Source organism: Rhodococcus sp. WB1, assembly GCF_001700945.1.
Lineage (GTDB): Bacteria > Actinomycetota > Actinomycetes > Mycobacteriales > Mycobacteriaceae > Rhodococcus > Rhodococcus aetherivorans.
Map to the genome: position 1 here is coordinate 1,892,163 of NZ_CP015529.1, position 25,324 is coordinate 1,917,486.

At 72.1% G+C, this 25,324-nt stretch carries 24 protein-coding genes; 20 read left to right on the plus strand and 4 right to left on the minus strand.

Annotated elements, in window-relative coordinates; all coding sequences use genetic code 11:
• Window positions 1–48 precede the first annotated feature (48 nt).
• Window positions 49–729 carry a 2-phospho-L-lactate guanylyltransferase gene (gene cofC, locus A4U64_RS08455; RefSeq protein ID WP_006933746.1) on the minus strand — a complete coding sequence of 227 codons (681 nt, stop codon included), beginning with the start codon at window positions 727–729 and terminating at the stop codon, window positions 49–51.
• A gap of 115 nt (window positions 730–844) precedes the next feature.
• Between cofC and A4U64_RS08460 the strand changes: the two genes are divergently transcribed.
• From A4U64_RS08460 to holA, 14 genes are all read left to right on the plus strand, one after another.
• Window positions 845–1,843: an NAD(P)H-dependent glycerol-3-phosphate dehydrogenase gene (locus A4U64_RS08460; RefSeq protein ID WP_006933747.1), complete on the plus strand. Its 999-nt coding sequence runs from the start codon at window positions 845–847 to the stop codon at window positions 1,841–1,843.
• Between the two features lie 4 nt (window positions 1,844–1,847).
• Window positions 1,848–2,969, plus strand: a complete 1,122-nt coding sequence (locus A4U64_RS08465) for a cystathionine gamma-lyase (protein ID WP_065922445.1) — start codon at window positions 1,848–1,850, stop codon at window positions 2,967–2,969.
• Between the two features lie 49 nt (window positions 2,970–3,018).
• Window positions 3,019–4,125 carry a D-alanine--D-alanine ligase family protein gene (locus tag A4U64_RS08470; protein WP_006933750.1) on the plus strand — a complete coding sequence of 369 codons (1,107 nt, stop codon included), beginning with the start codon at window positions 3,019–3,021 and terminating at the stop codon, window positions 4,123–4,125.
• A 63-nt stretch (window positions 4,126–4,188) separates the two neighbouring features.
• Entirely contained in the window at window positions 4,189–5,493 is a 1,305-nt protein-coding gene (locus tag A4U64_RS08475; protein ID WP_029544392.1) for a glutamate-5-semialdehyde dehydrogenase, read from the plus strand.
• Between the two features lie 80 nt (window positions 5,494–5,573).
• On the plus strand, window positions 5,574–6,455 hold the full coding sequence (locus A4U64_RS08480) for an AAA family ATPase (protein ID WP_006933754.1): 882 nt from the start codon (window positions 5,574–5,576) through the stop codon (window positions 6,453–6,455).
• Between the two features lies 1 nt (window position 6,456).
• Entirely contained in the window at window positions 6,457–7,908 is a 1,452-nt protein-coding gene (locus A4U64_RS08485; RefSeq protein ID WP_043796479.1) for a vWA domain-containing protein, read from the plus strand.
• A gap of 112 nt (window positions 7,909–8,020) precedes the next feature.
• Window positions 8,021–8,710, plus strand: coding sequence for a nicotinate-nucleotide adenylyltransferase (gene nadD / locus A4U64_RS08490; protein WP_029544386.1), 690 nt, complete (start codon window positions 8,021–8,023; stop codon window positions 8,708–8,710).
• Complete coding sequence (gene rsfS, locus A4U64_RS08495) at window positions 8,707–9,186, plus strand: ribosome silencing factor (RefSeq protein ID WP_065922446.1); 480 nt, start codon at window positions 8,707–8,709, stop codon at window positions 9,184–9,186. The genes nadD and rsfS overlap by 4 nt, the downstream gene beginning before the upstream one ends.
• Window positions 9,183–9,836 (plus strand): histidine phosphatase family protein, encoded by a 654-nt coding sequence (locus A4U64_RS08500; protein ID WP_006933762.1) that lies wholly within the window; start codon window positions 9,183–9,185, stop codon window positions 9,834–9,836. The genes rsfS and A4U64_RS08500 overlap by 4 nt, the downstream gene beginning before the upstream one ends.
• Window positions 9,823–10,596 carry a diglucosylglycerate octanoyltransferase gene (gene octT / locus A4U64_RS08505; RefSeq protein ID WP_065922447.1) on the plus strand — a complete coding sequence of 258 codons (774 nt, stop codon included), beginning with the start codon at window positions 9,823–9,825 and terminating at the stop codon, window positions 10,594–10,596. Before A4U64_RS08500 ends, octT begins: the two co-directional genes overlap by 14 nt.
• Window positions 10,597–10,601: 5 nt before the next feature.
• Entirely contained in the window at window positions 10,602–11,420 is an 819-nt protein-coding gene (locus A4U64_RS08510; protein WP_029544382.1) for a DegV family protein, read from the plus strand.
• 92 nt (window positions 11,421–11,512) lie between these two features.
• A complete protein-coding gene (locus A4U64_RS08515; protein ID WP_029544380.1) occupies window positions 11,513–12,334 on the plus strand; it encodes a ComEA family DNA-binding protein in 822 nt (273 codons plus the stop codon).
• Window positions 12,331–13,869: a ComEC/Rec2 family competence protein gene (locus A4U64_RS08520; protein ID WP_065922448.1), complete on the plus strand. Its 1,539-nt coding sequence runs from the start codon at window positions 12,331–12,333 to the stop codon at window positions 13,867–13,869. Before A4U64_RS08515 ends, A4U64_RS08520 begins: the two co-directional genes overlap by 4 nt.
• Window positions 13,866–14,834 carry a DNA polymerase III subunit delta gene (holA, locus tag A4U64_RS08525; RefSeq protein ID WP_006933777.1) on the plus strand — a complete coding sequence of 323 codons (969 nt, stop codon included), beginning with the start codon at window positions 13,866–13,868 and terminating at the stop codon, window positions 14,832–14,834. The genes A4U64_RS08520 and holA overlap by 4 nt, the downstream gene beginning before the upstream one ends.
• A 62-nt stretch (window positions 14,835–14,896) precedes the next feature.
• On the opposite strand, the gene rpsT is transcribed toward holA, so the two are convergent.
• Window positions 14,897–15,157 (minus strand): 30S ribosomal protein S20, encoded by a 261-nt coding sequence (rpsT, locus tag A4U64_RS08530; protein ID WP_003937021.1) that lies wholly within the window; start codon window positions 15,155–15,157, stop codon window positions 14,897–14,899.
• A gap of 190 nt (window positions 15,158–15,347) precedes the next feature.
• Here rpsT and A4U64_RS08535 point away from each other — a divergent pair, with 190 nt between their 5' ends.
• The 4 genes from A4U64_RS08535 (at window position 15,348) to A4U64_RS08550 (ending at window position 19,819) form a co-directional block, all read left to right on the plus strand.
• Window positions 15,348–16,997, plus strand: coding sequence for a circularly permuted type 2 ATP-grasp protein (locus A4U64_RS08535; protein ID WP_006933779.1), 1,650 nt, complete (start codon window positions 15,348–15,350; stop codon window positions 16,995–16,997).
• A complete protein-coding gene (locus A4U64_RS08540) occupies window positions 16,997–17,968 on the plus strand; it encodes an alpha-E domain-containing protein (RefSeq protein WP_006933787.1) in 972 nt (323 codons plus the stop codon). The genes A4U64_RS08535 and A4U64_RS08540 overlap by 1 nt, the downstream gene beginning before the upstream one ends.
• Before the next feature lie 8 nt (window positions 17,969–17,976).
• Window positions 17,977–18,807 carry a transglutaminase family protein gene (locus A4U64_RS08545; protein WP_029544370.1) on the plus strand — a complete coding sequence of 277 codons (831 nt, stop codon included), beginning with the start codon at window positions 17,977–17,979 and terminating at the stop codon, window positions 18,805–18,807.
• A gap of 130 nt (window positions 18,808–18,937) precedes the next feature.
• On the plus strand, window positions 18,938–19,819 hold the full coding sequence (locus A4U64_RS08550; RefSeq protein WP_029544368.1) for an aquaporin: 882 nt from the start codon (window positions 18,938–18,940) through the stop codon (window positions 19,817–19,819).
• A gap of 12 nt (window positions 19,820–19,831) precedes the next feature.
• On the opposite strand, the gene A4U64_RS08555 is transcribed toward A4U64_RS08550, so the two are convergent.
• The gene (locus A4U64_RS08555) at window positions 19,832–20,401 is read right to left on the minus strand and encodes a type II toxin-antitoxin system PemK/MazF family toxin (RefSeq protein WP_065922449.1); all 570 of its coding nucleotides are present in this window, start codon (window positions 20,399–20,401) and stop codon (window positions 19,832–19,834) included.
• Between the two features lie 187 nt (window positions 20,402–20,588).
• Between A4U64_RS08555 and lepA the strand changes: the two genes are divergently transcribed.
• Together lepA and A4U64_RS08565 are read left to right on the plus strand one after the other, a co-directional pair.
• The gene (gene lepA / locus A4U64_RS08560; protein WP_230304568.1) at window positions 20,589–22,376 is read left to right on the plus strand and encodes a translation elongation factor 4; all 1,788 of its coding nucleotides are present in this window, start codon (window positions 20,589–20,591) and stop codon (window positions 22,374–22,376) included.
• A gap of 6 nt (window positions 22,377–22,382) precedes the next feature.
• The gene (locus A4U64_RS08565) at window positions 22,383–23,315 is read left to right on the plus strand and encodes an NAD(P)H-dependent flavin oxidoreductase (RefSeq protein ID WP_006933799.1); all 933 of its coding nucleotides are present in this window, start codon (window positions 22,383–22,385) and stop codon (window positions 23,313–23,315) included.
• Window positions 23,316–23,319: 4 nt separating this feature from the next.
• Here A4U64_RS08565 and A4U64_RS08570 read toward each other — a convergent pair whose 3' ends face one another.
• Window positions 23,320–25,278 (minus strand): glycoside hydrolase family 15 protein, encoded by a 1,959-nt coding sequence (locus tag A4U64_RS08570; RefSeq protein ID WP_065922450.1) that lies wholly within the window; start codon window positions 25,276–25,278, stop codon window positions 23,320–23,322.
• Between the last annotated feature and the right edge of the window lie 46 nt (window positions 25,279–25,324).

A 25,324-nucleotide genomic window follows, 5' to 3' on the forward strand; every position in this document is an offset into this window, starting at 1 on the left:
GTCGATCATCCCTCAGTTTCGGAACGGCGGACAATCCGTCGACGTACGTCACCCGAAGTCGGGATGACGAACGGGCATCGGCCATCCGATCCGCCCCAGAGCCGAGGCCGTCGCGGGCCCCACGCCCTGCGCCGTGGCGGCCTCGAGATCGGCGACGGTGTCCACGTCGAGCCGCAGTCCCGGCCAGTCCCCGGCCAGGGGGTGGGCTCCCGCCCGCACGTGACGGTGCGCCGAGTCCGGGCCGAACAGCGGGTGCAGCGGTTCGGTCGTGCAGTGCAGCAGCGCCGAGGTGCCGGTGCCGGTGTGGTCCACGACGACCGCCCGGCCGACCTCGCGCGCCGCGGTCAGGGCCGCGGACAGTTCGGCGGGCCGCAGGGCCGGCAGGTCCGCGTGCAGCGCGACCAGATCCACGCCGGGCTCGCGGGACCGCACCCGCCGGGCCGCGGCGGCGAGCGCCGCATTCAGCGGATCGACGGCGGTGCCGGCCGTGTCGACGGCGGGGGGATCGGCGAGCGTGTGCGCCCCCGCGCGGAGAGCCAGCGCGGCGACATCGGCGTCGGTGGTGATCACGGTGACGGCGAGCCCCTCGACCGCCAGCGCCGCGTGGAGGGTGTCGTCGAGCATCGCGAGCACCAGGGCCGCTCGGGTGCCGGGGTCGAGGACGTGCGCCAGCCGCGACTTCGCCAGGCCGAGGGCCTTGACGGGAATCAGCGCGTGCGCGGCGGTCATGGTCGTCGATTCTGCCAGTCGGCGACGAGGACGGTCGCGGGCGCGGCGGTGGGCGATACTGGAGCGGTCGCGGCGGTGGTCTGCGGACGGGATCGGACACGAGTAAGGGGACTGCGTGAGCAAGGCTGCGGTGTTGGGTGCGGGGTCGTGGGGGACGGCCTTCGCGAAGGTACTGGCGGAGGCCGGAACGGACGTGACGATCTGGGCGCGGCGCGCGGAGGTGGCCGAGGCGATCGCCGCCCGGCACGAGAACCCGGACTATCTGCCGGGCGTCGAGTTGCCCTCGACGTTGCGCGCCACCGCGGATCACCGCGTCGCACTCGACGGAGTGGACTTCCTCGTCCTCGCGGTGCCGTCGCAGACGCTGCGCGCGAATCTCGGGGCGTGGCGCGACGACATCGGTTCCGACGCGACCCTGCTGAGCCTGGCGAAAGGCATCGAGGGCGGCACCCTCATGCGGATGAGTCAGGTGATCGCCCAGGTGACCGGCGCCGAACACGACCGCATCGCGGTGTTGTCCGGGCCGAATCTCGCCCGCGAGATCGCCGATCGGCAGCCCGCCGCCACGGTGATCGCGTGTTCCGACTCCACTCGGGCGCTCGAGATTCAAAGAGCATGTGCAACAGGGTATTTCAGGCCCTACACGAACACCGACGTGATCGGCTGCGAGATCGGCGGCGCGTGCAAGAACGTCATCGCGCTCGCGTGCGGCATGGCTGCCGGTGTCGGCCTCGGCGACAACACGATCGCCTCCATCATCACCCGTGGGCTGGCCGAGATCACCCGGCTGGGAACTGCCCTCGGTGCCAAGCCGACCACCCTGGCCGGGCTGGCGGGTGTCGGCGACCTCGTGGCCACGTGCACCTCGCCGCTGTCGCGTAACCGTTCGTTCGGGGAGCGACTGGGCAGGGGAGGGACGCTCGAAAGCGCCCAGGAGGCCACGCACGGCCAGGTGGCCGAGGGGGTCAAGTCGTGCACCTCCGTCCGGGCGCTGGCGGCCAGTTACGACGTGGAGATGCCGCTCACCGACGCCGTGCACCGCGTCTGCTACGAGGGCATGTCGGTGCCCGAGGCGATCGGGCTGCTGCTCGGCCGCCGGATCAAGCCGGAGTGAGACCGTGCCGGGTGACTCCACACGCTGCGTGAAAGCGGTTGCTGCCGAACATATTCCAGGGGCTCCGCTGCAGCCCGGGCCGGTCCTCGCCGCCCCCTACCAGCTCGGCGCGGAGGGCACGGAGACCGACACCTACGCCCGCGCCTCGAATCCCGGTTGGCGTGCCCTCGAATCCGCGCTGGCCGCGCTCGAGGGCGCGGCCGCGGCCCGGGTCGTCGGGTCCGGGATGTCCGCGGTCACCGTCGCGCTGCGGGCGCTGACCCGTGGCGGCGGCACCGTCGTCGTCCCCGCCGACGGGTACTACCAGGTGCGCGAATACGCGCGGGAACGCCTCGAGCCCCTCGGGATCACGGTCCACGAACTCACCGCCGCCCAGTTCGGCGACGGCAGTCTCCGCGCTGTCCTCGCCGGCGCCGACGAGGGCGCGCTCGTGCTGGCCGAGACCCCGTCGAACCCGGGACTGGACGTCGTCGATCTGCGCGCCACCGCGGCGCTGTGCCGGTCGGCCGGCGCCCTGCTGCTGGTGGACAACACCACCGCCACCCCGCTGGGGCAGCAGCCGCTCGCGCTGGGCGCGGACATCGTCGTCGCCAGCGGCACGAAATCGCTCAGCGGGCACAGCGATCTGCTGATGGGGTACCTCGCTGTCGCCGACGATGCACTCGTGCCGGCCCTCGACCGGGAGCGCCTGCTCTCCGGGACCGTCCTCGGCCCGTTCGAGACGTGGCTGGCGCACCGCAGCCTGGGCACCGCCGGGCTGCGCTTCGACCGGCAGTGCGCCAACGCGCTCGCCGCGGCGTCGATGCTGCGCGAGCATCCCGCCGTGCGCGGCGTCCGCTACCCCGGTCTGGGCGACGATCCCGCCCACCCCGTCGCCGCGGCACAGATGCGCCGGTTCGGGCCGCTGGTGACGTTCCGGCTCGACGGCGAACAGCAGTTCCACCGGTTCGTCGCGGCGAGCGAGCTCGTCACCGCCGCGACCAGTTTCGGGGGCATCCACACCACCGCCGACCGGCGCGCCCGCTGGGGCGATCCCGTACCGGCCGGCTTCGTGCGATTGTCCTGCGGGATCGAGGACACCGCCGACCTGCTCGACGATCTCGACCGCGCGCTCTCCCGGTGCTGAGCAGGACTCGGGTATCTACCGGGGCGGCGGCACCGGTACGGTTTGTGCCGTGAGCACACCCCGTATCCGGGTGGCCGTCGTCTTCGGCGGCCGCAGCAACGAACATTCCGTCTCCTGCGTTTCGGCGGGCAGCATCCTGCGCCACCTCGACCCGCAGCGTTACGAGGCCGTCCCGATCGGCATCACCACCGACGGCGCCTGGGTGCTCGCCGACACGGATCCCGAACGGCTCGCCAAGGCGGGCCGCGAGCTGCCGACCGTCGACGCGGAGGGAACGGCGCTGGTGCTCACCGCCGACCCCACTCGGGCCGGTGACATCGTCGCCCTCGACGAGGGCGAGTTCGGCAAGGTGCTCGCCTCCGTCGACGTCGTGTTCCCGGTGCTGCACGGCGCCTACGGCGAGGACGGCACGATCCAGGGGCTGCTCGAGCTCGCCGGCGTTCCGTACGTGGGACCCGGCGTGCTCGCCAGCGCCGCCGGGATGGACAAGGAGTTCACCAAGAAGCTGCTCGCGGCCGAGGGCCTGCCCGTCGGATTCCAGATCGTGCTGCGCCCCGGCGCCGCGACCCTCACCGAGGAGCAGAAACAGCGTCTCGGCCTCCCGGTCTTCGTCAAGCCCGCCCGCGGCGGCTCCTCCATCGGGATCAGCCGTGTCGCCGACTGGGCGGCGCTCGACGCGGCGATCGAGAAGGCCCGCCGGCACGACCCGAAGGTGATCGTCGAATCCGCGATCGTCGGTCGCGAGGTCGAGTGCGGCGTGCTCGAGTTCCCCGACGGCGACGTGCGCGCCAGTGTCGTCGCCGAGATCCGGATGCCCGACCCGTCCGGCGATCACGAGGCGTTCTACGACTTCGACACCAAGTACCTCGACGACGTGTGCGAGTTCGACGTGCCCGCCAAGCTCGACGACGACGTCTCCGACCGGATCCGGGAGCTCGCGGTCCGCGCCTTCCGCGCCCTCGACTGCCAGGGCCTGTCCCGCGTCGACTTCTTCGTCACGGAGGACGGGCCCGTGATCAACGAGATCAACACCATGCCCGGGTTCACGTCGATCTCGATGTACCCGCGCATGTGGGAGGCCAGCGGTCTCGAATACCGCACGCTGCTGTCCACGCTGGTGGACACCGCCCTGGCGCGGGGGACCGGGCTGCGCTGATCCGCCCTGGCGCGGAGGACCGGGCTGCGCTGATCCGCCCGGGCGCGGACTAGTCTGGGGGCCATGACTGCCGTGACCCCTGACTCATCTGCAACCGTTTCCGGGGACGTCCGGGCGACCGGCGCCGGGGACACCCGCGAGGCCGTGCACGCCGCGGCCCGTCGCGCCCGCGTCGCCTCCCGCCGGCTCGCCCTGCTCACCACCGCGCAGAAGGACGCCGCCCTGCACGCCGCCGCGGACGCGGTGCTCGCCGCGTCCGACGCGGTGCTCGCCGCGAACGCCGAGGACATCGAGACCGCCCGCGCGGCGGGCACCGAGGAGTCCCTGCTCGACCGGCTCCGGCTGACGCAGGCCCGCGTCGAGGGCATCGCGGCGGGGCTGCGGCAGGTCGCGGGGCTGCCCGACCCGATCGGCGAGGTGGTCCGTGGCTCGACCCTGCCCAACGGCCTCGAGATCCGGCAGATGCGGGTGCCGCTCGGCGTCGTCGGGATGGTGTACGAGGCCCGGCCCAACGTCACCGTCGACGCCTTCGGCCTGGCCCTCAAGTCCGGCAACGCGGCCCTGCTGCGCGGGTCGTCGTCGGCAGCCCACTCCAACGCCGCCCTCGTCGAGGCCCTGCGCGGCGCCCTCGCGATGCAGGAGCTGCCGGAGGACGCCGTACAACTGCTGCCCAGCGCGGACCGGTCCTCGGTCACGCACCTCATCCAGGCACGCGGACTCGTCGACGTCGTCATCCCGCGCGGCGGTGCCGGCCTGATCTCCGCCGTCGTCCGCGACGCCACCGTGCCCACCATCGAGACGGGCGTGGGCAACTGCCACGTGTACGTGCACGCGTCGGCCGATCTGGACATGGCCGAGAAGATCGTCGTCAACGCCAAGACCCGCCGGCCCAGCGTGTGCAACACCGCCGAGACGATTCTGGTGGACAAGGCCGTCGCCGACACCGCCGTACCCCGGCTGCTGCAGGTGCTGCAGAACCACAGCGTCACCGTGCACGGTGACCTGCCCGGCCTCGAGCCGGCCACCGAGGCCGACTGGGCGGAGGAGTACCTGAGCCTCGACATCGCGCTCGCCGTCGTCGACGACCTCGACGCGGCCGTCGCGCACATCGACCGGTACGGCACCGGCCACACCGAGGCCATCGTCACCTCCGACCTCGCGGCGGCCCGGGAGTTCTCCGCGCGGGTCGACGCCGCAGCCGTTATGGTCAACGCCTCGACGGCGTTCACCGACGGCGAGCAGTTCGGGTTCGGTGCCGAGATCGGCATCTCCACCCAGAAGCTGCATGCCCGCGGCCCGATGGGACTGCCGGAACTCACCTCCACCAAGTGGGTGGTGTGGGGCGACGGCCACACCCGGCCGGCCTGAGGGTTCGCGACAGCGCTCGACGAGACCGGACCGGACGAGACCCGGACCCGACAGGGCCGGCCCCGACGAAAGGACACAGCGTGGACCGTGCGCTGCCGACCACCCCGCCGATCTTCGCCGACGTCGACGAGGTGATCGACCGCCTCGCCGAGACCGGATACCTCGCCGACAAGGCCACGGCCACCGCGGTGTTCCTCGCCGACCGCCTCGGCAAGCCGCTGCTCATCGAGGGCCCCGCCGGGGTGGGCAAGACCGAGCTCGCCCGGGCGGTGGCGCAGACCTCCGGCGCCGAGCTGGTGCGGCTGCAGTGCTACGAGGGTGTCGACGAGTCGCGGGCGCTGTACGAGTGGAACCACGCCAAGCAGATCCTGCGGATCCAGGCCGGCACCGACCATTCCTGGGACGCGACGAAGCAGGACGTGTTCTCCGAGGAGTTCCTCCTGCCGCGCCCGCTGCTGACCGCCATCCGCCGGGAGGATCCGACGGTGCTCCTGGTCGACGAGGTCGACAAGGCGGACGTGGAGATCGAGGGTCTGCTGCTCGAGGTGCTCAGCGATTTCGCGGTGACCGTGCCCGAGCTCGGCACCATCAGCGCCACCCGCAAGCCCTTCACGGTGCTCACCTCGAACGCGACGCGGGAGCTGTCCGAGGCACTCAAGCGACGCTGCCTGTTCCTGCACCTCGACTTCCCCGACGCCGACCTCGAGCGCCGCATCCTGGCGAGCCGGGTACCGGAGCTGCCCGAGACGGTCGCCGAGCAGCTCGTGCGCACGGTCCGGGTGCTGCGCGGCATGCAGCTCAAGAAGCTGCCGTCGGTGGCGGAGACGATCGACTGGGGCCGCACGCTGCTCGCCCTGGGCCTCGACACCCTCGACGACGCCGCCGTGCGGGCCACGCTCGGGGTGATCCTCAAACACCAGTCCGATCAGCTGCGGGCCGCGGCCGAGCTGCGGTTGAACTGACATGGCCGGGGCACGCCCGCCGGTGCGGGACCAGGGGCCGGCGGCGCCGCACGGCCTGCCCGGCCACCTGGTCGGGTTCGTCGAGGCACTGCGCCGCCGCGGCATTCCCGTAGGACCGTCCGAGACCGTCGATGCCGGCCGGGTCATGTCGGTGCTCGACCTGCTCGACCGGGACGCCCTCCGCGAGGGGCTGGCGTGCGCGCTGCTGCGCCGGCCCACCCACCGCCCGACCTTCGATGCCCTGTTCGACCTGTGGTTCCCGGCAGCGGTCGGCCGCCGCGAGGCCGGCGGGATCGATCCGGCGCTGCCGCGCACCCCGGACGGCGAGATCGACTTCGAGGCGCTGCGGGATCTGATCGCCGAGATACTCGCCGACGACTCCGCCGACGCGGTCGAGCTCGTCGAGCTGCTGACCGCGCAGATCGTCGAGGAGCTGGGGCAGTACACCTCGGGCAACGGACCGTCGTTCTCGGCGTACCAGGCGCTGCGCCAGGTGTCGCCCGAAACGCTGGTCTCGAAGATCCTCGAGGGCCTGCTCGGCAACGCCGGCCCGGAGGAGCGGGCTCAGGACACCGAGTACGCCACCGAGGTGGCGCGCCGCACGGCGGCGCGCCGAGTGGCGGATTTCCGGGCCATGGTCGAGCGCGAGACGCGTCGCCGCACCGCCGAACAGGTCGGACGCGACCGCGTCGCCACCTACGGGGTGCCCAAGCTCGCCGAGGAGGTCGACTTCCTGCGTGCCACCGACGCCGAGCTCACCGCGCTGCGCCGCAGCGTCACCCCGCTGGCGCGGCTGCTGGCGAGCCGGCTCGCCGCGCGCCGGCGGCGGGCCCGTGCGGGAGCGATCGACCTGCGCCGGACGCTGCGCAAGTCGATGTCCACCGGCGGGGTGCCCATCGACCTGGTCAACCGCAAGCCGCGCCCGGCCCGTCCGGAGCTGGTGGTGCTCTGCGACGTCTCCGGGTCGGTCGCCGGCTTCTCCCACTTCACCCTGCTGCTCGTGCATGCCCTGCGCGAGCAGTTCTCCCGCGTCCGGGTGTTCGCGTTCATCGACAGCACCGACGAGGTCACCCACCACTTCTCCGCCGGCGCCGACCTCGGGGCCGCCATGTCGCGGATGCTGCGCGAGGCCGAGCTGATCGCCTACGACGGCCACTCCGACTACGGTCACGCGCTGGGCGTGTTCACCGAGCGGTACGCGCACAGCCTCACCAGCCGCAGCTCCCTGCTCGTGCTCGGCGACGCGCGGACCAACTACCGCGATCCCAACCTCGGCGCCCTCGAGCACCTGGTGGCCGTCGCCCGGCACGCCCACTGGCTCAACCCGGAACCCCGCGGCCAATGGGGAACCGGAGATTCGGCGGCGAAGGCGTACGGCGAGGTGATCACGATGCACGAGTGCCGGTCCGCGCAGCAGCTCGCGCAGGTGGTGGCGGGCCTGCTGCCGGTGTGAACCCGTAAGCTGGACAATCGTGCATGAGCCATCCGCCCCGAATCCGGCGCCGCGACGTCGCGACGGTGACACACGACACGGCGTCGGTGACACACGACGTCGCGTCGGTGTCATGGGCGGCACCTTCGACCCCATCCACCACGGGCACCTCGTCGCAGCCAGCGAGGTGGCCGACCGGTACGACCTCGACGAGGTCGTGTTCGTGCCCACCGGACAGCCGTGGCAGAAGTCGGGGAGCGAGGTCAGCACGGCCGAGGACCGCTATCTGATGACGGTCATCGCGACCGCCTCGAATCCGCGGTTCTCCGTCAGCCGGGTCGACATCGAGCGGGACAAGGCCACCTACACTGTCGACACGCTGCGCGACCTGCGTTCGCTGATGCCCGACGCCCAGCTGTACTTCATCACCGGCGCCGACGCGATCGCCTCGATCCTGTCGTGGCAGAACTGGACCGAATTGTTCGAGCTGGCCCGGTTCGTGGGAGTGTCGCGTCCGGGCTACGACCTGCACGTCGAGCATCTCGCCGAACACCTCGAGAAGCTGCCCGCCGACACCGTCGGTCTCGTCGAGATCCCCGCACTGGCGATCTCCTCGACCGACTGCCGGACGCGGGTGCGTGACCACAGGCCCATCTGGTACCTGGTGCCGGACGGGGTGGTGCAGTACATCACCAAGCGCAACCTGTACCGGCCCGCGAACTCGCGGCGCCTCGACGGGGCGGCGACCGTGTCATATCCCCACGCCGAGTCCCACCCCCACCCCGAGTCCCACCCCCACCCCGAGAGGAAGACCACGCAGTGACGGCAACTGCAGAAGCCATCGAGATGGCACGCATCGCGGCCCGCGCGGCCGACGAGAAACTGGCCACCGATGTCGTGGTGCTGGACGTGTCCGAGCAACTGGTCATCACCGACTGCTTCGTGATCGCCTCCGCGGCCAACGAGCGTCAGGTCAACGCCATCGTCGACAACGTCGAGGAGAAGCTGCGGCTGGCAGGCCACAAGCCCGTGCGGCGCGAGGGCACCCGCGAGGGTCGCTGGACGCTGCTGGACTACGTCGACGTGGTGGTACACATCCAGCACGACGACGAACGCAACTTCTACGCCCTCGACCGGCTGTGGAAGGACTGCCCGGTGATCACCGTCGACGGCATCGGCGCTCCCGCGCCGGCCGACGACACCGGCGCGGGGTTGCCCGCGGCCGACGACACCGGCGCGGGGTCGCCCGCGGCCGACGACGCCACGCCCACCGCGGACGACACGCCGGGCGACCGGTGACCCATCGGGTACCGGTCCGGCGCCTGATCCTGGTGCGTCACGGGCAGACCGAGTACAACGCCACCAGCCGGATGCAGGGGCAGCTCGATACCGAGCTGTCCGAGCTGGGGCGGCGTCAGGCCGTGGCCGCCGCCCGGATCCTCGTCGAGCACCGGCCCGTGGCGATCGTCTCCTCCGATCTGCGGCGCGCCTACGACACCGCCGTCGAACTCGGTGACCAGGCCGGCCTGCCGGTGGCGATCGATCCGCGGCTGCGCGAGACCCACCTCGGCCGGTGGCAGGGCCTGACCCACCACGACGTGGACTCGGTGTCCCCGGGGGCGCGGGCAGCGTGGCGGGCCGACGCCACCTGGGCGCCTCCCGAGGGGGAGAGCCGGGTCGACGTGGCCCGGCGCAGCGCCCCGGTGATCCAGGAACTGCTCGACAAACACGAGCAGTGGGTGCAGCGGCCGATCATCGTCGTCGCGCACGGCGGACTGATCGCGGCACTGACCGCCGCACTGCTCGATCTCCCGGTCGACCGGTGGCCGGTCCTCGGCGGACTCGGCAACACCGGCTGGGTCCAGCTCAGCGGATACGGGGACCAGCCCGCGTGGCGGCTCGACGTGTGGAACGCGACGGCTACGGTGGCGGCCGATGACGTCCTCTGACCCACGGCCGGTGGCCGGGCCGCAGCGGCCGACGCTGCTCGTGATCGGTGACTCGCTCAGCTACTACGGCCCGAAGGGCGGACTGCCGGCGGACCATCCGCGGATCTGGCCGAACATCGTGGCGCGGGAACTCGACTGGGACGTCGAACTCGTCGCGCGGATCGGGTGGACGACACGCGACGCGTGGTGGGCGATGACGCAGGATCCACGCGTGTGGGCGACGATCCCGCGGGCCGGTGCCGTCGTGCTGGCCGTGGGCGGCATGGACACCCTGCCGTCCCCTCTGCCGACGGCGCTGCGGGAGACCCTGCGCTACGTGCGGCCGCCGCGCCTGCGCCGCGTCGTGCGGGAGACCTACGGATGGCTGCAGCCCCGGCTCTCGCCCCTCGGCTGGCCGGTGGCCCTGCCGCCCCGGGTCAGCGTGGACTACCTCGAAACCATCCGCGCGTCGCTGGGGTACATGCGGCCGGACCTGCCCGTGATCGGCACGCTGCCGTCGGTGCATCGCAGCGAGCAGTACCGCGCCGTGCACCGCGGCCGTCCCGCCGCGGCCCGGGCGATCAACCGCTGGGCGTCCGAAAAGTCGGTTCCCCTGGTCGATCTCGGTGAGGCCGTGCACGCGGACATCCACTCCGGCGCGGCGAACCCGGACGGCATCCACTGGGGCTGGGGCGGGCACAGCGAGGTGGCCGCCGCGGTTCTCGAGGCGGTACGGATGGTGCGCCGGGATGCGCGCGCCGCCGCGGAGGACATACGGTAGGCGGCGTGTCTGTAGTAGTGGTGACCGACTCGTCGTGCTGTCTCGACCCGGAAATGGTGGAGCGGTACGACATCCGTGTCGTGCCGCTGCACGTGATCGTCGACGGTGTCGAATTGCGCGAGGGCGTGGACGATCTGCCCGCCGACCTGTCCGGCGTCACCACCTCCGGTCCCTCCCCGGCCGAACTGACGGAGGCGTACGCCGAGGCGCTGTCGGACAGCGGTGGCGACGGCGTGGTCGCCGTGCACCTGTCCCGTGAGCTGTCGGGTACCTGGTCGGCCGCCCGCTACGCTGCCGACGCCCTCGGTGACCGGGTACAGCTGGTCGACAGTCGAACCACCGCAATGGGTTTGGGATTCGCTGCCCTGGCGGGGGCGGAGCTGGCCCGGTCCGGTGCGAGCGTGCGGGCCGTCTACGAACGGGCTGTGGAGGTCGCCGCCCGCAGCCGGACCCTGCTGGTGGTCGACCGGCTCGACCATCTGCGCCGTGGCGGCCGCATCGGCACCGCCACGGCCCTGCTGGGCACCGCTCTGGCGATGAAGCCGGTGCTCCACCTCGTCGACGGCCGGCTGGTGCTGCGGGAGAAGACCCGCACCATGACCAAGGCGATGGCGAAGCTGGTCGACGGCGTCGTCGACACCGCGGACCCGGTGACCGCGGTGGCCGTCCACCACCGCGAGGCCCCCGAACGCGCCGAACAGCTCGTCGCACAGCTCGCCGAGCGGCTGCCCGCCGGCACCGCGCTGTCGGTGTCCGAACTCGACGCGGTTCTCGGCGCACACGTCGGTCCCGGCGCCGTCGGGGTGGTCGTCTCCCGCGCGTAGGGGTTGTCCACAGGCACACGATTCATCCACAGATTCGCCGGATCGCTTCGGCGGCCACGTGGACGGCGGCCGGATCCGGTTAGCGTCGCGCCATGGGCAGCAGCGACGAGCACGATCTCGTGCGCAGCCGGCTCGACGCGATCGCCCGGTCCGCCGGCGATCGGGCATCGGCGGCGCCGACGATCCCGCACCAGGCGGACGACGACCCGCACCCGTGGTACGACCCGGCCGGCACCGTCGAGCCGCCGGGTCCGCTCGAGCGGTTGCGCGCGGCGCGCTGGCAGACCGGCCGGGGTGGGGCCGGGGCCCTCGCCGCGGTCGGTGTCGTGGCGGTGCTGGCCACACTCGTCGTGGTCTGGGGCGATCGTCCCGTCGCGGAGCCGGTACCGCCGCTGCCGGCGGTGGAGGTTGCGGCACCGGCGGCCGACCCCGTTGCGTCCCGGCAGGACACGGCGCCGGACGAGGTGGTGGTCAGCGTGGTGGGCCTGGTGGGCAAGCCCGGCCTGGTGCGGGTCGCGCCCGGCGCGCGGGTCGCCGACGCCCTCGCCGCCGCGGGCGGCACCCTCGACGGTGCGGACCTGGCCACCCTGAATCTGGCGCAGCGGCTCGCGGACGGAGACCAGGTCGTGGTGGGTGCGTCGCCGCCGGTTCCGCCGGCGAGCGGGGTGTCCGGCTCCGGCGGCGAGGGTGGGGTCGGGGAGCCCGGCGCCGCCCCCGGGGCGGGGCCGGTGAACCTCAACACCGCCGACGAGGCGACGCTCGATGCGCTGCCCGGCGTCGGTCCCGTCACCGCGGCCGCGATCGTCGCGTGGCGCCGGGACAACGGGCCGTTCACCGACATCGAACAGCTCGCCGAGGTCGACGGGATCGGTCCCGCTCGGCTGGCACGCCTGCGGACGCTGGTCGTGGTGTGACCGCGCCCGACCGCGACGACGCGCGACTGGTGCCGGGCGCGGTCGCGGCGTGGGCCGCAACCGCGCTCGGGTTGCACGCCGGCTGGCGGGTCTCGTTCGGGATCGCGGCGACGGCCGCCGTGTGCGCGGTGGCCACGGTCGTCGTGGCACGGCGACGACGGCTTCGTGCCGCGGCCCGGCCGCTGCTCGCCGCTCTCGTCGTCGCTGCCGGATTCTCGGCGGCGGTCGCACTGCGGGTGTGGGCGGCCGAGACGCATCCACTCGCCGCCGCGGCCGCACGCGCCGGCTGGGCCACCCTGGTGGTCGAACCGACGGAGGACCCGAAAAGACTGGGAGACAGTGCGTTCGGCGGGGACCAGGTGCTGGTGCCGGCAACGTTGCACCGCGCCGAGCTGGGACCCGACCGGTACTCGGGCGGCGGCGCCGTCGTGGTGTTCGCCCCTGTCGACGAGTGGGCGGAGCTGCTGCCGGGCCAGCGGATCACCCTGCGCGGACGGCTCGCCGAACCGGACGGCGCGGATCTGACGGTGGCCGTGGTCCGTGTCGACGGCCCGCCCCGATCGGTGCAGGCCCCCTCGCGGGTGCAGCAGTGGGCGGGACGGATCCGCGAGCGGCTCGCCTCGGCGTCCGGAGCGGTGCTCCCGCCTGCTGCGGCCGGGCTCCTGCCGGGCCTCGTCGTCGGCGACACCTCACGGCTGTCCGACGACGTCCGGGAGAGCTTCCGGGTGGCGGGACTGACCCACCTGACCGCGGTGTCCGGGGCCAACGTCAGCATCGTCCTCGGCGCGGTGCTCCTCGCCGTGCGGGGCCTCGGCCTCGGCCCCCGCACCGGCACGGCGCTCGCGGCGGTCGCGCTGGTGGCGTTCGTCGTCGTCGTGCGCCCGTCGCCGAGTGTGCTGCGCGCCGCCGCGATGGGAGCGATCGGGTTGCTCGCTCTGGTGACGGGCCGGCGCCGGCACGGCCTGCCGGCCCTCGCGGGCGCGGTCGGCGCCCTGCTCGTCGCCGCACCGGAACTCGCGACGGACGTCGGGTTCGCCCTGTCGGTCGCGGCCACCGCCGGGCTGGTGCTGGTGGCGCCCGCCTGGGTGACCCGGCTGCGGGCCCGCGGCTGGCCCCGCTCGGCGGCGGAGGTGTGCGCCGTCTCGGCGGCCGCGTTCGTCGTGACCGCCCCGATCGTCGCCGCACTGTCCGGCACCGTCAGCGTCGTGGCGGTCGCGGCCAACATCCTCGTCGCGCCGGTACTTCCGCCGTTGACCGTGCTCGGTACCACCGTCGCGGTGGTCTCCACGGCGTCGCCGACGGCGGCGGAGCTGCTCGCCCGCGGCACCGCACCCATGCTGTGGTGGATCCTCGAGGTGGCGGACCGCGCGGCCGACCTGCCCCTGGCCGAGGTGCCCGTGCCCGGAGGCGTGGGCGGAGCAGTCGCCGTCGGGGGCGGGCTCGTCGCCGCCCGGTGCCTGCCGCGACTGTGGCGTGGACGCCGGCCCGGGGCACCGGCGGTGATGTCCGGCCGTCGTGGCACGATCGATCCGTGAGCAACCCGCAGCTGCATCTCGTGCTCGGTGACGAAGACCTCCTCGTCGAACGCGCCGTCGCGCGGATCGTCGGTGACGTCCGGGCGCGGACGGGTGCGGGGTCCGAGCTGCCCGTCTCGCGGCTGCGCGCCGGGGACGCCGGCGCGGCCGAACTCGCCGAGCTGCTGAGCCCGTCGCTGTTCGCCGAGGACCGGGTGGTCGTCCTCGAATCCGCCGCGGAGGCCGGCAAGGACGCCGTCGCGCTGATCCTCGATGCGGCGACCGAACCGCCCGAGGGGGTCTCCCTGGTCGTCCTGCACAGTGGCGGCGGCCGCGCGAAGGCCATGGTGGGCGCCCTGCAGAAGTGCGGCGCCGAGACCCACGAGTGCGCCAGGATCACCAAGGCGGCCGAGCGGGTGGACTTCGTGCGTGCGGAGTTTCGCGCGGCGGGTGTGCGGGTCGCGCCGGAGGTCGTACAGGCGGTCATCGACGCCGTGGGCTCCGACCTGCGGGAGCTGGCAGCGGCGTGCAGCCAGCTGGTCGCCGACACGGGCGGCAAGATCGACGCCGCAGCCGTGCAGCGCTACTACTCCGGCAAGGCCGAGGTCACCGGGTTCGAGGTGGCCGAGAAGGCCGTGGCGGGCGACGAGCCGGGGGCGCTGGAATCGTTGCGGTGGGCGACGCATCGGGGCGTCGCGCACGTCCTGCTCGCCGACGCCCTCGCGGATGCTGTCCACACGATCGCGCGGGTCGGCTCGGCCGGGCGCGGGGACCCGTTCAAGATGGCATCCGAGCTCGGGATGCCCCCGTGGAAGGTGAAGAAGGCTCAGGCCCAGGCACGCGCGTGGGACCCGGGATCGATCGGGGCGGCGCTGCAGGTCGTGGCCGACCTCAATGCCGACGTCAAGGGCGCGGCCGCGGACGCCGACTACGCGGTGGAGCGCGCCGTGCGCCGCGTCGCGGGGCTGGCCGGCCGGACCCACTAGACGACGGAAGCCGCCCGGTCCGAGGGACGGGGCGGCTTCCGGAGCAGAGCTTGCGTTCTACCTCAGAGTCCGTTGGCGACCTTGGCCAGGGCGGACTTCTTGTTGGCGGCCTGGTTGGCGTGGATCACGCCCTTGCTGGCAGCCTTGTCGAGCTTGCGGCTGGTGGAGACGAGGAGCTCGGTGGCCTTGTCCTTGTCACCGGCGGCCGCGGCCTCGCGGAAGGAACGGATCGCCGTGCGCAGCGAGGACTTGACCGACTGGTTGCGGAGTCGGTTGCGCTCGTTGGTGCGGATCCGCTTCACCTGGGACTTGATGTTGGCCACGCGTAAAATCCTGTCGTCTTGCTGGTAGTTGGTCGGAAAGCTCTGGGCGCACTACGGCACCGACGGACCACGATACCAGCGGCCTGTCGCAAACCCCAAACCGGGCGCCGGAACCGCCGGTGGTGACGGGCAGGTGACAAGCGGGTTTCCGGCACTGCACAGCCCGGCATCCTGTAGCAGGATTTCGGGCATGAGCAGCCGAACGACCGTCGCCCGACCCCCCGACCGCTCCCGCTCGCGCAGGCGTTCCGACGGGGTGTTCGACGGCTATCGCGACGTGCCCGGCTACACGCTCGCGTTCGACGAGATGTTCGACGAGGCCGGTGGGGTGCGAGCCCCCTACCGGCGGCTGCACCAACGGTTCGTCTCCACCGGCGCCGACGAGCTCGCGGCGCGCACCGAGGCCCTCGGCCGCGCCTTCACCGACCAGGGCGTCACCTTCTCCCTGTCCGGACAGGAGCGGCCCTTCCCGCTCGACCTGATGCCCCGGGTCATCGCGGCGGCGGAGTGGGCCCGCCTCGAACGGGGCATCACCCAGCGGGTGAAGGCGCTCGAGATGTTCCTCGACGACGTCTACCGCGAGCAGCACATCCTCCGCGACCGCGTCATCCCCAAGCGGCTGGTGACCTCGTGCGAGCACTTCCACCGCGAGGCCGTCGGCATCGTCCCGCCCAACGGCGTCCGGATCCACGTCGCGGGCATCGACCTGATCCGCGACGAGAACGGCACGTTCCGGGTCCTCGAGGACAATCTGCGCTCGCCGTCCGGGGTGTCGTACGTCATGGAGAACCGGCGGGTGATGGCCCGGATCGCCCCGGACCTGTTCCGCGAGCACCGGGTGCGTCCCGTCGGCGACTACGCCTCGCACCTGCTGCGGGCGCTGCGGGCGGCCGCCGCGCTCAACGCCGCCGACCCGACCGTGGTGGTGCTGACCCCCGGCGTGGCCAACTCCGCGTATTTCGAGCACTCCCTGCTGGCCCGGCAGATGGGTGTCGAACTCGTCGAGGGCCGGGACCTGTTCTGTCGTGACAACGCGGTCTACATGCGCACCACCGAAGGCGAACGGCAGGTCGACGTGATCTACCGCCGGATCGACGACGCCTTCCTCGATCCGATGCAGTTCCGTCCCGACTCCGTGCTCGGCGTCGCCGGCATCCTCAACGCCGCCCGCGCCGGCAACGTCGTGATCTCGAGCGCCGTCGGCAACGGTGTCGGCGACGACAAGCTCGTCTACACCTACGTCCCCGAGATCATCGACTACTACCTCGGCGAGAAGCCGCTGTTGCCCAACGTCGACACGCTGCGCTGCTGGCTGGACGAGGAATGCGAGGAGGTGCTCGACCGTCTCGACGAACTCGTGATCAAGCCGGTGGAAGGCTCCGGCGGGTACGGCATCGTGTTCGGTCCCGACGCCTCGCCCGCCGAGCTGAAGACCATGACCCGCAAGATCCGCAACGACCCGCGCAGCTGGATCGCCCAGCCCGTCGTGCAGTTGTCCACCGTTCCCACCCGGGTGGGGGACCGGCTCGCGCCGCGTCACGTGGACCTGCGGCCCTTCGCCGTCAACGACGGGGAGGAGGTGTGGGTGCTGCCCGGCGGTCTCACGCGCGTCGCGCTGCCCGAAGGGTCGCTCGTGGTGAACTCGAGCCAGGGCGGCGGCAGCAAGGACACGTGGGTGCTCGCCGCGCGCAGTTCCGGGGAGGAACGAGAACTCGGCGGCGCCCAGGTGGTCGACCGGCCGGCGCACGGCGCGCAGGTCGAGCACGGACCCGACATCGGCGGCCCACAACAGCAACAGCAACAACAGCAGCAGCAGAGCGGGCTCGGGGGTGGGCGCTGATGCTGGCCCGCAATGCCGAGTCCCTGTTCTGGATCGGCCGCTACGTCGAACGCGCCGACGACACCGCCCGCATCATGGACGTCGCGGTGCACCAGCTGCTCGAGGACTCCACGGTCGACCCCGACCGCACCTGCCGGCAGCTGCTGCGGGTACTCGGATTCGCCGAGCCGCCGGGCGTGCTGGACGTGTCCACCGTGGTCGACCTGATCGCGTTCGACCGGCAGGGGCAGGGGTCGATCGTCGATTCCGTCGCGCACGCGCGCGAGAACGCCCGCGGCGCCCGCGAGGTCACCTCCAGCGAGATGTGGGAGTGCCTGAACGCCACCTACAACGGTCTCGCCGAGCGCAAGCGGGCCGCCCAGCGGCTCGGACCGCACGAGTTCTTCCGGTACGTCGAGGAGCGTGCGGCGATGTTCGCGGGCCTGGCGGACTCGACGCTCAGCCGCGACGACGGCTATCGCTTCCTGCTGCTGGGCCGGTCCATCGAACGCGTCGACATGGTGGTACGGCTGCTGCTCTCCCGGGCGGGCGACCGCCCGGGCTCGCCGACGTGGGCGACGGTCCTGCGGTCGGTCGGTGGTCACGACACCTACCTGCGCACCTACCGCGGTGCCCTCGACGCGAGCCTGGTGCTCGAATTCATGCTGCTGGACCGGCTGTTCCCGCGGTCGGTGTTCTTCGCCATCAGCGAGGCCGAGCGGTGCCTCGGTGCGCTCGACCGGCATCCGCACAGCCGGATCGGTGCCCGGGACGAGGCGCAACGTCTGCTCGGCCGTGCCCGCAGCGAACTCGAGTTCCTCGCCCCCGGACGGCTGCTCGAGGATCTGCAGACGCGCCTGCAGTCGCTGCAGGAGATGTGCCGGCAGGTCGGCGAGGCGATCGCGCTGCAGTACTTCCACGCAGCGCCGTGGGTGGCCTGGACCGATGCCGGCGCGGCACAGGGGGAGACGATCGTGGAGGGTGAGTTGTGACCTGGCGGATGCGAGTGGTCCACAAGACGGGGTACGCGTACGACGCGCCGGTCACCTCGTCGTACAACGAGGTACGGCTCACGCCCCGCGCGGACAGCCGGCAGACCGTCGTGCTGAACCGGGTCGAGACCACCCCGGCGACACGGTCGTACCGGTACGTCGACTACTGGGGCACGGCGGTGACCGCGTTCGACCTGCACGCGCCGCACACCTCGCTGGAGGTGACCGGACTGTCGGTGGTGGAGACCGAGGAGACCGCGGTGCCCGACGAGGCGATCGGATGGGACGAACTGCGCAGCGAGGAGAACCGGGACCGCTACGACGAGGTGCTGCTGCCGTCGCGGTACGTGCCGGCCGATCGCGGTCTCGCCAGGGTCGCCCGGCAGATCGCCAAGGGTGCCGATCCGGTGGCCGCGGTGCTGGCCGCGGCGCAGTGGGTGCACGACGAGATGTCCTACGTCCCCGGCACGACGGGGGTGCACACCTCGGCCGTGCAGGCCTTCGAGGAACGCGAGGGGGTCTGCCAGGACTATGCGCACCTGACGCTGCTCCTGCTGCGCGGCATGGGAATTCCCAGCCGGTACGTGTCGGGATACCTGCATCCGACGGCCGCTGCCCCCGTCGGGGCGACCGTCGCGGGGGAGTCGCACGCGTGGGTCGAGGCCTGGACCGGTTCGTGGTGGGGTTACGACCCGACCAACGCCACGGTCGTCGGTGAACAGCACGTGTCCGTCGGTACCGGCCGGGACTACGCGGACGTGCCGCCGCTGAAGGGCATCTACTCCGGCGGCGGTTCGACGGCACTCGACGTTGTTGTGGAGGTCACCCGGCTTGCGTAGTGTCCGCTGTGTCTTGTTGCGGTAGTGCTGTGCGGCCTGTGAGCCCGTCTTCGACCCGCGGTGCTCGCCAGTGCCGAAGTTCGACACATCGGATCCGGTCCCGCGGGACCGCACGACGCGAGGTGGGCGCATGACGAACGAACGCGAGACGGGCCACGAGGGCCGGGCGGCGGACCGGGCACCCGGGGCCGCCGAGCACGAGACCGAGCACGAGACCGCGCTCGAGGCCGTGGAGAAGGACGAATTCTCGGACGCCAAGAAGTACGCCGCGGAGGCGATCGGCACGTTCGTGCTGGTCTTCTCCGCGGTCGGCACGGCGGTGTTCGCCGGGGACAAGGTCGGCAATCTCGGCGTCGCGCTGGCGTTCGGGCTGACCCTGCTGTTCCTCGTCTACGCCATCGGGCCGATCTCCGGATGCCATGTGAACCCGGCGGTGACGGTCGGCCAGCTCGCGATCGGCCAGGTCACCCTCAAGCGGGCGGTGTTCTACGTCGTGGCCCAGGTCCTCGGCGGCCTCGTCGCGGGCGTGACGATCTACTCGGTGGCGCAGTCGCTGCCCACCTACGACCGGGCCGCGCAGGGGCTCGGCGCCAACGGCTGGGGCCCGCACAGCCCGTCGGCGGTGGAGGGCCCGCTCGGCGGTGTGCTCGTCGAGGGTTACGGGATCGGGGCGACCATGGTCGTCGAGGTGCTGCTGACCGCGCTGCTGGTGTTCGTGGTGCTCGCCGCGACGGACCAGGCCTCGGACGTCCTGCTGGCCGGGGTGTCGATCGGATTCACCCTGGCGGTGATCCACCTGGTCTCGATCCCGATCGACAACACCTCGGTCAATCCGGCGCGGAGCATCGCGGTCGCGCCGTACCAGGACGGCGCGCTCGGACAGCTCTGGCTGTTCATCCTGTTCCCGCTGATCGGCGGCGCCCTCGGGGCGCTGGTCTACCGGTCGCTGTTCGGGCGGTTCGCCGGATTGCGGCCGTCCACGGCGCGGGTGGCGGGCGCCCGCCGGCGGTAAGGCGAGGGCCGGCTACTGCCAGCCGTACTCGGCGCGAAGGCGCGCGGCGACCTGCTCGAACCGGGCCCGGTCGAGCACCGCGCCTTCGCGCCGGATGCCTTCCTCGGGCACGTCCAGCACGCGGTCCAGACGGACCCAGCTGGGCCGGCTGCCCGCGTCCCAGCTGCCGTTGCCCAGGGCCAGCCAGTCGCGGTGACCGTCCCGGTCGTTGTTCGACGACAGCATCAGGCCGAGCAGGGTGCCACCGTTGCGTCCGACGACGAGCACGGGCCGGTCCTTGCCCTGGGTCGCGTCCTCCTCGTAGGCCACCCACGTCCACACGATCTCGCCGGGGTCCGCGCGGCCGTCGAGGTCGGGGGCGTAGGCGATCCGCCGGGCGCGCTGCGCGGTGGGAGCGGTGTGGGAGGTCACCGGGCGGCCGGGCTTCGGGACCGGCCGGGCGGTGTCGGCGGCACCGGAGCCGAGCGCGGTCCGGGCCCGGTCGAGGGCGCCGGAGCGCTGCACCTGCTCGAGCAATCGCGGTCCCTGCTCGACCGCGAGCCGTCCCAGTTGCCTGCCCAGTTTCTTCCATGTGCCAGCCACGTCGGCGAGCTTAGCGGCGTGCGGGGCCGCGCAGGTGCGGCCGCGGGACCGGACCCGCCGCGACTTGGATATTCTGCAAGGGTGACCGCGTCCCGCCAGGGCCGCTGCCCGTCCGAGTCAGGAGCCCGACATCAGCACCTTCGCCGACACCACGTTCACGGACCCCGCGAAGATCCGGAACTTCTGCATCATCGCGCACATCGACCACGGCAAGTCGACGCTCGCGGACCGCATGCTGCAGCTCACCGGTGTGGTCGAGGAGCGCCAGATGCGGGCCCAGTACCTCGACCGGATGGACATCGAGCGCGAGCGCGGGATCACCATCAAGGCCCAGAACGTGCGGCTGCCGTGGCAGGTCGACGGCGAGGACTACGTGATGCACCTCATCGACACGCCCGGGCACGTGGACTTCACGTACGAGGTCTCCCGTGCGCTCGAGGCATGCGAGGGCGCGGTGCTCCTCGTCGACGCCGCCCAGGGCATCGAGGCGCAGACCCTCGCGAACCTCTACCTCGCTCTCGACAAGGATCTGACGGTCATCCCGGTCCTGAACAAGATCGATCTGCCCGCGGCCGACCCGGACCGCTATGCCGCCGAGCTCGCCCACATCGTCGGCTGCGAGCCCGAGGACGTGCTGCGCGTGTCGGGCAAGACCGGCGTGGGCGTGCCGGAACTGCTCGACGAGGTGATCCGGCAGGTGCCGCCGCCGGTCGGCGACCCCGACGCGCCGGCCCGCGCGATGATCTTCGACTCGGTGTACGACACCTACCGCGGCGTCGTCACGTACGTGCGTGTGGTCGACGGCAAGATCGTGCCCCGCGAGAAGATCAAGATGATGTCCACCGGCGCCACCCACGAGCTGCTCGAGGTGGGCATCGTCTCGCCCGAGCCGAAGGCCACCGCCGGTCTCGGCGTCGGCGAGGTCGGCTATCTCATCACCGGCGTGAAGGACGTGCGCCAGTCGAAGGTCGGCGACACCGTCACCTCTGCCCGCGGCGGCGCCGCCGAGCCGCTCACCGGCTACCGCGAGCCCCGCCCGATGGTCTACTCCGGCCTGTACCCGGTGGACGGGTCGGACTACCCCGTCCTGCGCGACGCCCTCGACAAGTTGCAGCTCAACGACGCCGCGCTCACCTACGAACCCGAGACGTCGGTGGCTCTGGGCTTCGGATTCCGGTGCGGCTTCCTCGGCCTGCTGCACATGGAGATCACCCGGGAGCGGCTCGAGCGCGAGTTCGGCCTCGACCTGATCTCCACCGCCCCCAACGTGGTCTACCGCGTGGTGCTCGAGGGCGGGCAGGAGCACATCGTCACCAACCCGTCGGACTGGCCCGAGGGCAAGGCCCGCGAAATCTACGAGCCGATCGTCAAGTGCACGATCATCTCCCCCAGCGAGTTCATCGGTTCGATCATGGAACTGTGCCAGTCGCGGCGCGGCGAGCTCGGCGGCATGGACTACCTGTCCGAGACCCGCGTCGAGCTGCGCTACACCCTGCCGATGGCCGAGATCATCTTCGACTTCTTCGACTCGCTGAAGTCCCGCACCCGCGGCTACGCCAGCCTCGACTACGAGGAGGCCGGCGAGCAGGAAGCCGCGCTGGTGAAGGTGGACATCCTGTTGCAGGGCGAGGCCGTCGACGCGTTCAGTGCGATCGTCCACAAGGACGCGGCGGCCGCGTACGGCAACAAGATGACCACCAAACTCAAGGAGCTCATCCCGCGGCAACAGTTCGAGGTCCCGGTGCAGGCGGCGATCGGGTCGAAGATCATCGCCCGGGAGAACATCCGCGCGATCCGCAAGGACGTGCTCGCCAAGTGCTACGGCGGCGACATCAGCCGCAAGCGCAAGCTGCTCGAGAAGCAGAAGGAGGGCAAGAAGCGGATGAAGACGATCGGCCGGGTGGACGTTCCGCAGGAGGCGTTCGTGGCCGCGCTCTCGTCCGAGGCGTCTGCCGACAAGCCGAAGGGGAAGTAGCCCACCGTGCTCGAGACCTGGCTCACGCGCACCCTGGGCGTCACCGTCCCGCTGCTCGGCGCCCCGATGGGAGGCCGCGCCGGCGGCCGGCTGGCCGGCGAGGTGACCCGCGCGGGGGGCCTCGGTCTGATCGGAGCCGCGCGTTACAACACCCCGCAATGGCTGGCGGCCGAGTCGGCGGTGGCCCGCGAACTCGGCGGCGGGCTGCTCGGTTTCGGCCTAATGACGTGGTCGCTGGCCGCCGACGACAGTCTTCTCGACGCGGTGCTGGCCGAACGGCCCCGGGTGGTGTCGCTGTCCTTCGGCGATCCGGCGCCCTATGTGCCGCGCGTGCACGCGGCGGGCGCCCTGGCGATCTCCCAGATCAACACGATCGAGGACCTGCGGATCGTCGAGGCCGCCGGGGTCGACGCGGTCGTCGCGCAGGGACACGAGGCCGGCGGGCACACCGGCCGCATCGGGACGCTGCCGCTCCTGCAGGAGGTGCTCGAATCGACGTCGCTGCCGGTGCTCGCCGCCGGCGGCATCGCGTCCGGACGGGGACTGGCCGCGGTGCTCGCGGCCGGCGCCGAGGGCGCGCTCGTCGGCACCGCGTTGCTGGCGAGCCCCGAGACGGTCGGCCCGGAGTATGCCCGGGACAGGCTCGTCGCGGCGAGCAGCACCGACACCGTCTACACCGACGTCTTCGACCGGGCCCGGCACCAGCCGTGGCCGGCGCGGTGGGGCGGCCGGGCCCTGACGAACGACTACACCGCCGAGTGGCACGGGCGCGGCGCCGACGAGGAGACCCTCGCCGCCGCGTACGACGGCAACGACCCCCGGCTCGGCGTGGTCTACGCGGGCGAGGCGGCCGGACTCGTGCGGGAACAGCGGCCCGCCGGCGAGATCGTCCGCGACATCGCGACCCGCGCGGAGGAACTGCTGCGCCGCTTCGGGTAACGGGTCAGGGCGCCGGACGCGCGGGCAGGAACTCCCCGGCCGCGATCTGTTCCTCCGCCCGGATCACGTGCACGACCGCGTTGATCTGCGCCAGGTGGGTGAAGGCCTGGGGGAAGTTGCCCAGGTGCCGGCCCGAGCGCGGGTCGATCTCCTCGGCGTAGAGCTTGAGCGGGCTGGCGTAGCCGAGGAGTCGTTCGCACAGGGTGCGGGCCCGTTCCACCTCGCCGATCTCCACCAGGGCGGAGACCAGCCAGAACGAGCAGATCGTGAAGCTGCCCTCCTCGCCGGTCAATCCGTCGTCGGTGGAGTCCACCCGGTACCGCAGGACCAGGCCGTCCTCGGTCAGTTCGTCCTCGATCGCCAGGACCGTCGCCCGCACCCGCGGGTCGTCGGCCGGCAGGAACCGCAGCAGCACGACCAGCAGCGCGGACGCGTCCAGGGAGGGATGACCGTAGCGCTGGGTGAACACCCCGCGCTCGTCGATGCCGTGGGCGAGAATGTCCGCCTTGATCTCGTCGGCGACGGCGTCCCACCGCGCGGCGTGGTCCGGGCGGCCCTGCATGCGCGCCAGTCGCGCGCCGCGGTCGAGGGCGACCCAGCACATCACCTTGGACGAGGTGAAATGCTGCGGCTCTCCCCGGACCTCCCAGATGCCGCGATCGGGCAGGCGCCAGTGGTCCTCGGCCTGGCCGACGAGCCGCTGCACGGCCGGCCAGAAGGTCTGGGGCATGTGCCGGCGGGTCCTCGCGTGCAGGTACACCGAGTCGAGCATGGCGCCCCAGATGTCGTGCTGCGTTTGGTGATACGCATCGTTGCCGATCCGCACCGGACGGGCCCCGTCGTAGCCGCACAGGTGGTCGAGCTGCGATTCGGTGAGCACGCGCTCCCCACCCACGCCGTACATCACCTGCAGCGGCTGCAACCGGCCGTCCTCGCTGCGGGAGGCGTCGGAGATGAACGCGAAGAACGCGTCGGCCTCCCGGTCGAGGCCGAGGGTGTACAGGCCCCACAGTGCGAACGTGGAATCCCGCACCCATGCGTAGCGGTAGTCCCAGTTCCGTTCTCCACCAGGCGTTTCCGGAAGAGACGTGGTGGCCGCCGCGAGCAGGGCGCCGGTCGGTGCGTAGGTCAGGCCCTTGAGGGTCAGGGCGCTGGCCTGCAGGTAACTCCGCCAGGGGTGATCGGGGAAACGGCCCGTGGTGATCCACTCGCGCCAGAAGTCGGCCGTCTCCGCCATTTTCGCGGCGGCTTCCTCGAACGTGGCGGGACACTGCACATCCGACCACGACAGCGCGACGAACGCCTTGTCGCCCTTGACCATCCGGGTGCGTGCCCGGGCCTCGCCGCCCTCGAGCCCGAGCCGGAGGTCGGTGGTGAGCCGTAGTTCGGGATGCTCGCCGGGTTCGCCGCCGGTGCAGAACGCGGTGGCCTCCTCGTACACCTTGCCCGTGTACTCCCAGCGCACCGGGGCGCGGTGGTAGTCGAACGCCGGCGCGCAACTGACGTCGAGTTCCACCGTCCCGCTCACGCAGCGGACGGTGCGCAGCAGAATGTGCTCGGCGTCCCAGTCCGTCGGCGTCCGGGTGTGAGTGCGCGATCGTTCCTGGACGGCGTGCCAGGGCCCCATCACCAGCGCGTCCCGCACCACCATCCATCCCGTCTCGGTCTGCCACGTGGTCTCGAGGATCAGTCCGCCGGGCAGATACCGGCGTGCAGCGGGCACGGTGCGGTCGTGCGGTCCGACACGGAAGTACCCGGCGCTGCGGTCGAGAATCGCCCCGAACACGCTGGGCGAGTCGGGCCGGGGCAGGCACATCCATTCCACCGCCCCGTTGCGCGCGATGAGGCATGTCGTTTCGCAGTCCGACAGGAACGCGTAGTCGTCGATCGGCGGGTACGGGCTGCGGTGTGGCGGGTGGGAATGCGCGGAGGAGATCCCGGACCCCGGAAACGTCTGTGCCATCACCTCATGATCCCGGCACCCGGCCGTCGGCGTCCACCGAAACGGC

Excerpts from the sequence above, each read along its gene's own strand:
- cofC (WP_006933746.1), bottom strand. The coding sequence starts at position 729 with ATGACCGCCGCGCACGCGCTGATTCCCGTCAAGGCCCTCGGCCTGGCG.
- A4U64_RS08475 (WP_029544392.1), top strand. The coding sequence starts at position 4,189 with ATGACTGCCGTGACCCCTGACTCATCTGCAACCGTTTCCGGGGACGTC.
- A4U64_RS08485 (WP_043796479.1), top strand. The coding sequence starts at position 6,457 with ATGGCCGGGGCACGCCCGCCGGTGCGGGACCAGGGGCCGGCGGCGCCG.
- nadD (WP_029544386.1), top strand. The coding sequence starts at position 8,021 with ATGGGCGGCACCTTCGACCCCATCCACCACGGGCACCTCGTCGCAGCC.
- octT (WP_065922447.1), top strand. The coding sequence starts at position 9,823 with ATGACGTCCTCTGACCCACGGCCGGTGGCCGGGCCGCAGCGGCCGACG.
- A4U64_RS08515 (WP_029544380.1), top strand. The coding sequence starts at position 11,513 with ATGGGCAGCAGCGACGAGCACGATCTCGTGCGCAGCCGGCTCGACGCG.
- A4U64_RS08535 (WP_006933779.1), top strand. The coding sequence starts at position 15,348 with ATGAGCAGCCGAACGACCGTCGCCCGACCCCCCGACCGCTCCCGCTCG.
- A4U64_RS08540 (WP_006933787.1), top strand. The coding sequence starts at position 16,997 with ATGCTGGCCCGCAATGCCGAGTCCCTGTTCTGGATCGGCCGCTACGTC.
- A4U64_RS08545 (WP_029544370.1), top strand. The coding sequence starts at position 17,977 with ATGCGAGTGGTCCACAAGACGGGGTACGCGTACGACGCGCCGGTCACC.
- A4U64_RS08550 (WP_029544368.1), top strand. The coding sequence starts at position 18,938 with ATGACGAACGAACGCGAGACGGGCCACGAGGGCCGGGCGGCGGACCGG.
- A4U64_RS08570 (WP_065922450.1), bottom strand. The coding sequence starts at position 25,278 with ATGGCACAGACGTTTCCGGGGTCCGGGATCTCCTCCGCGCATTCCCAC.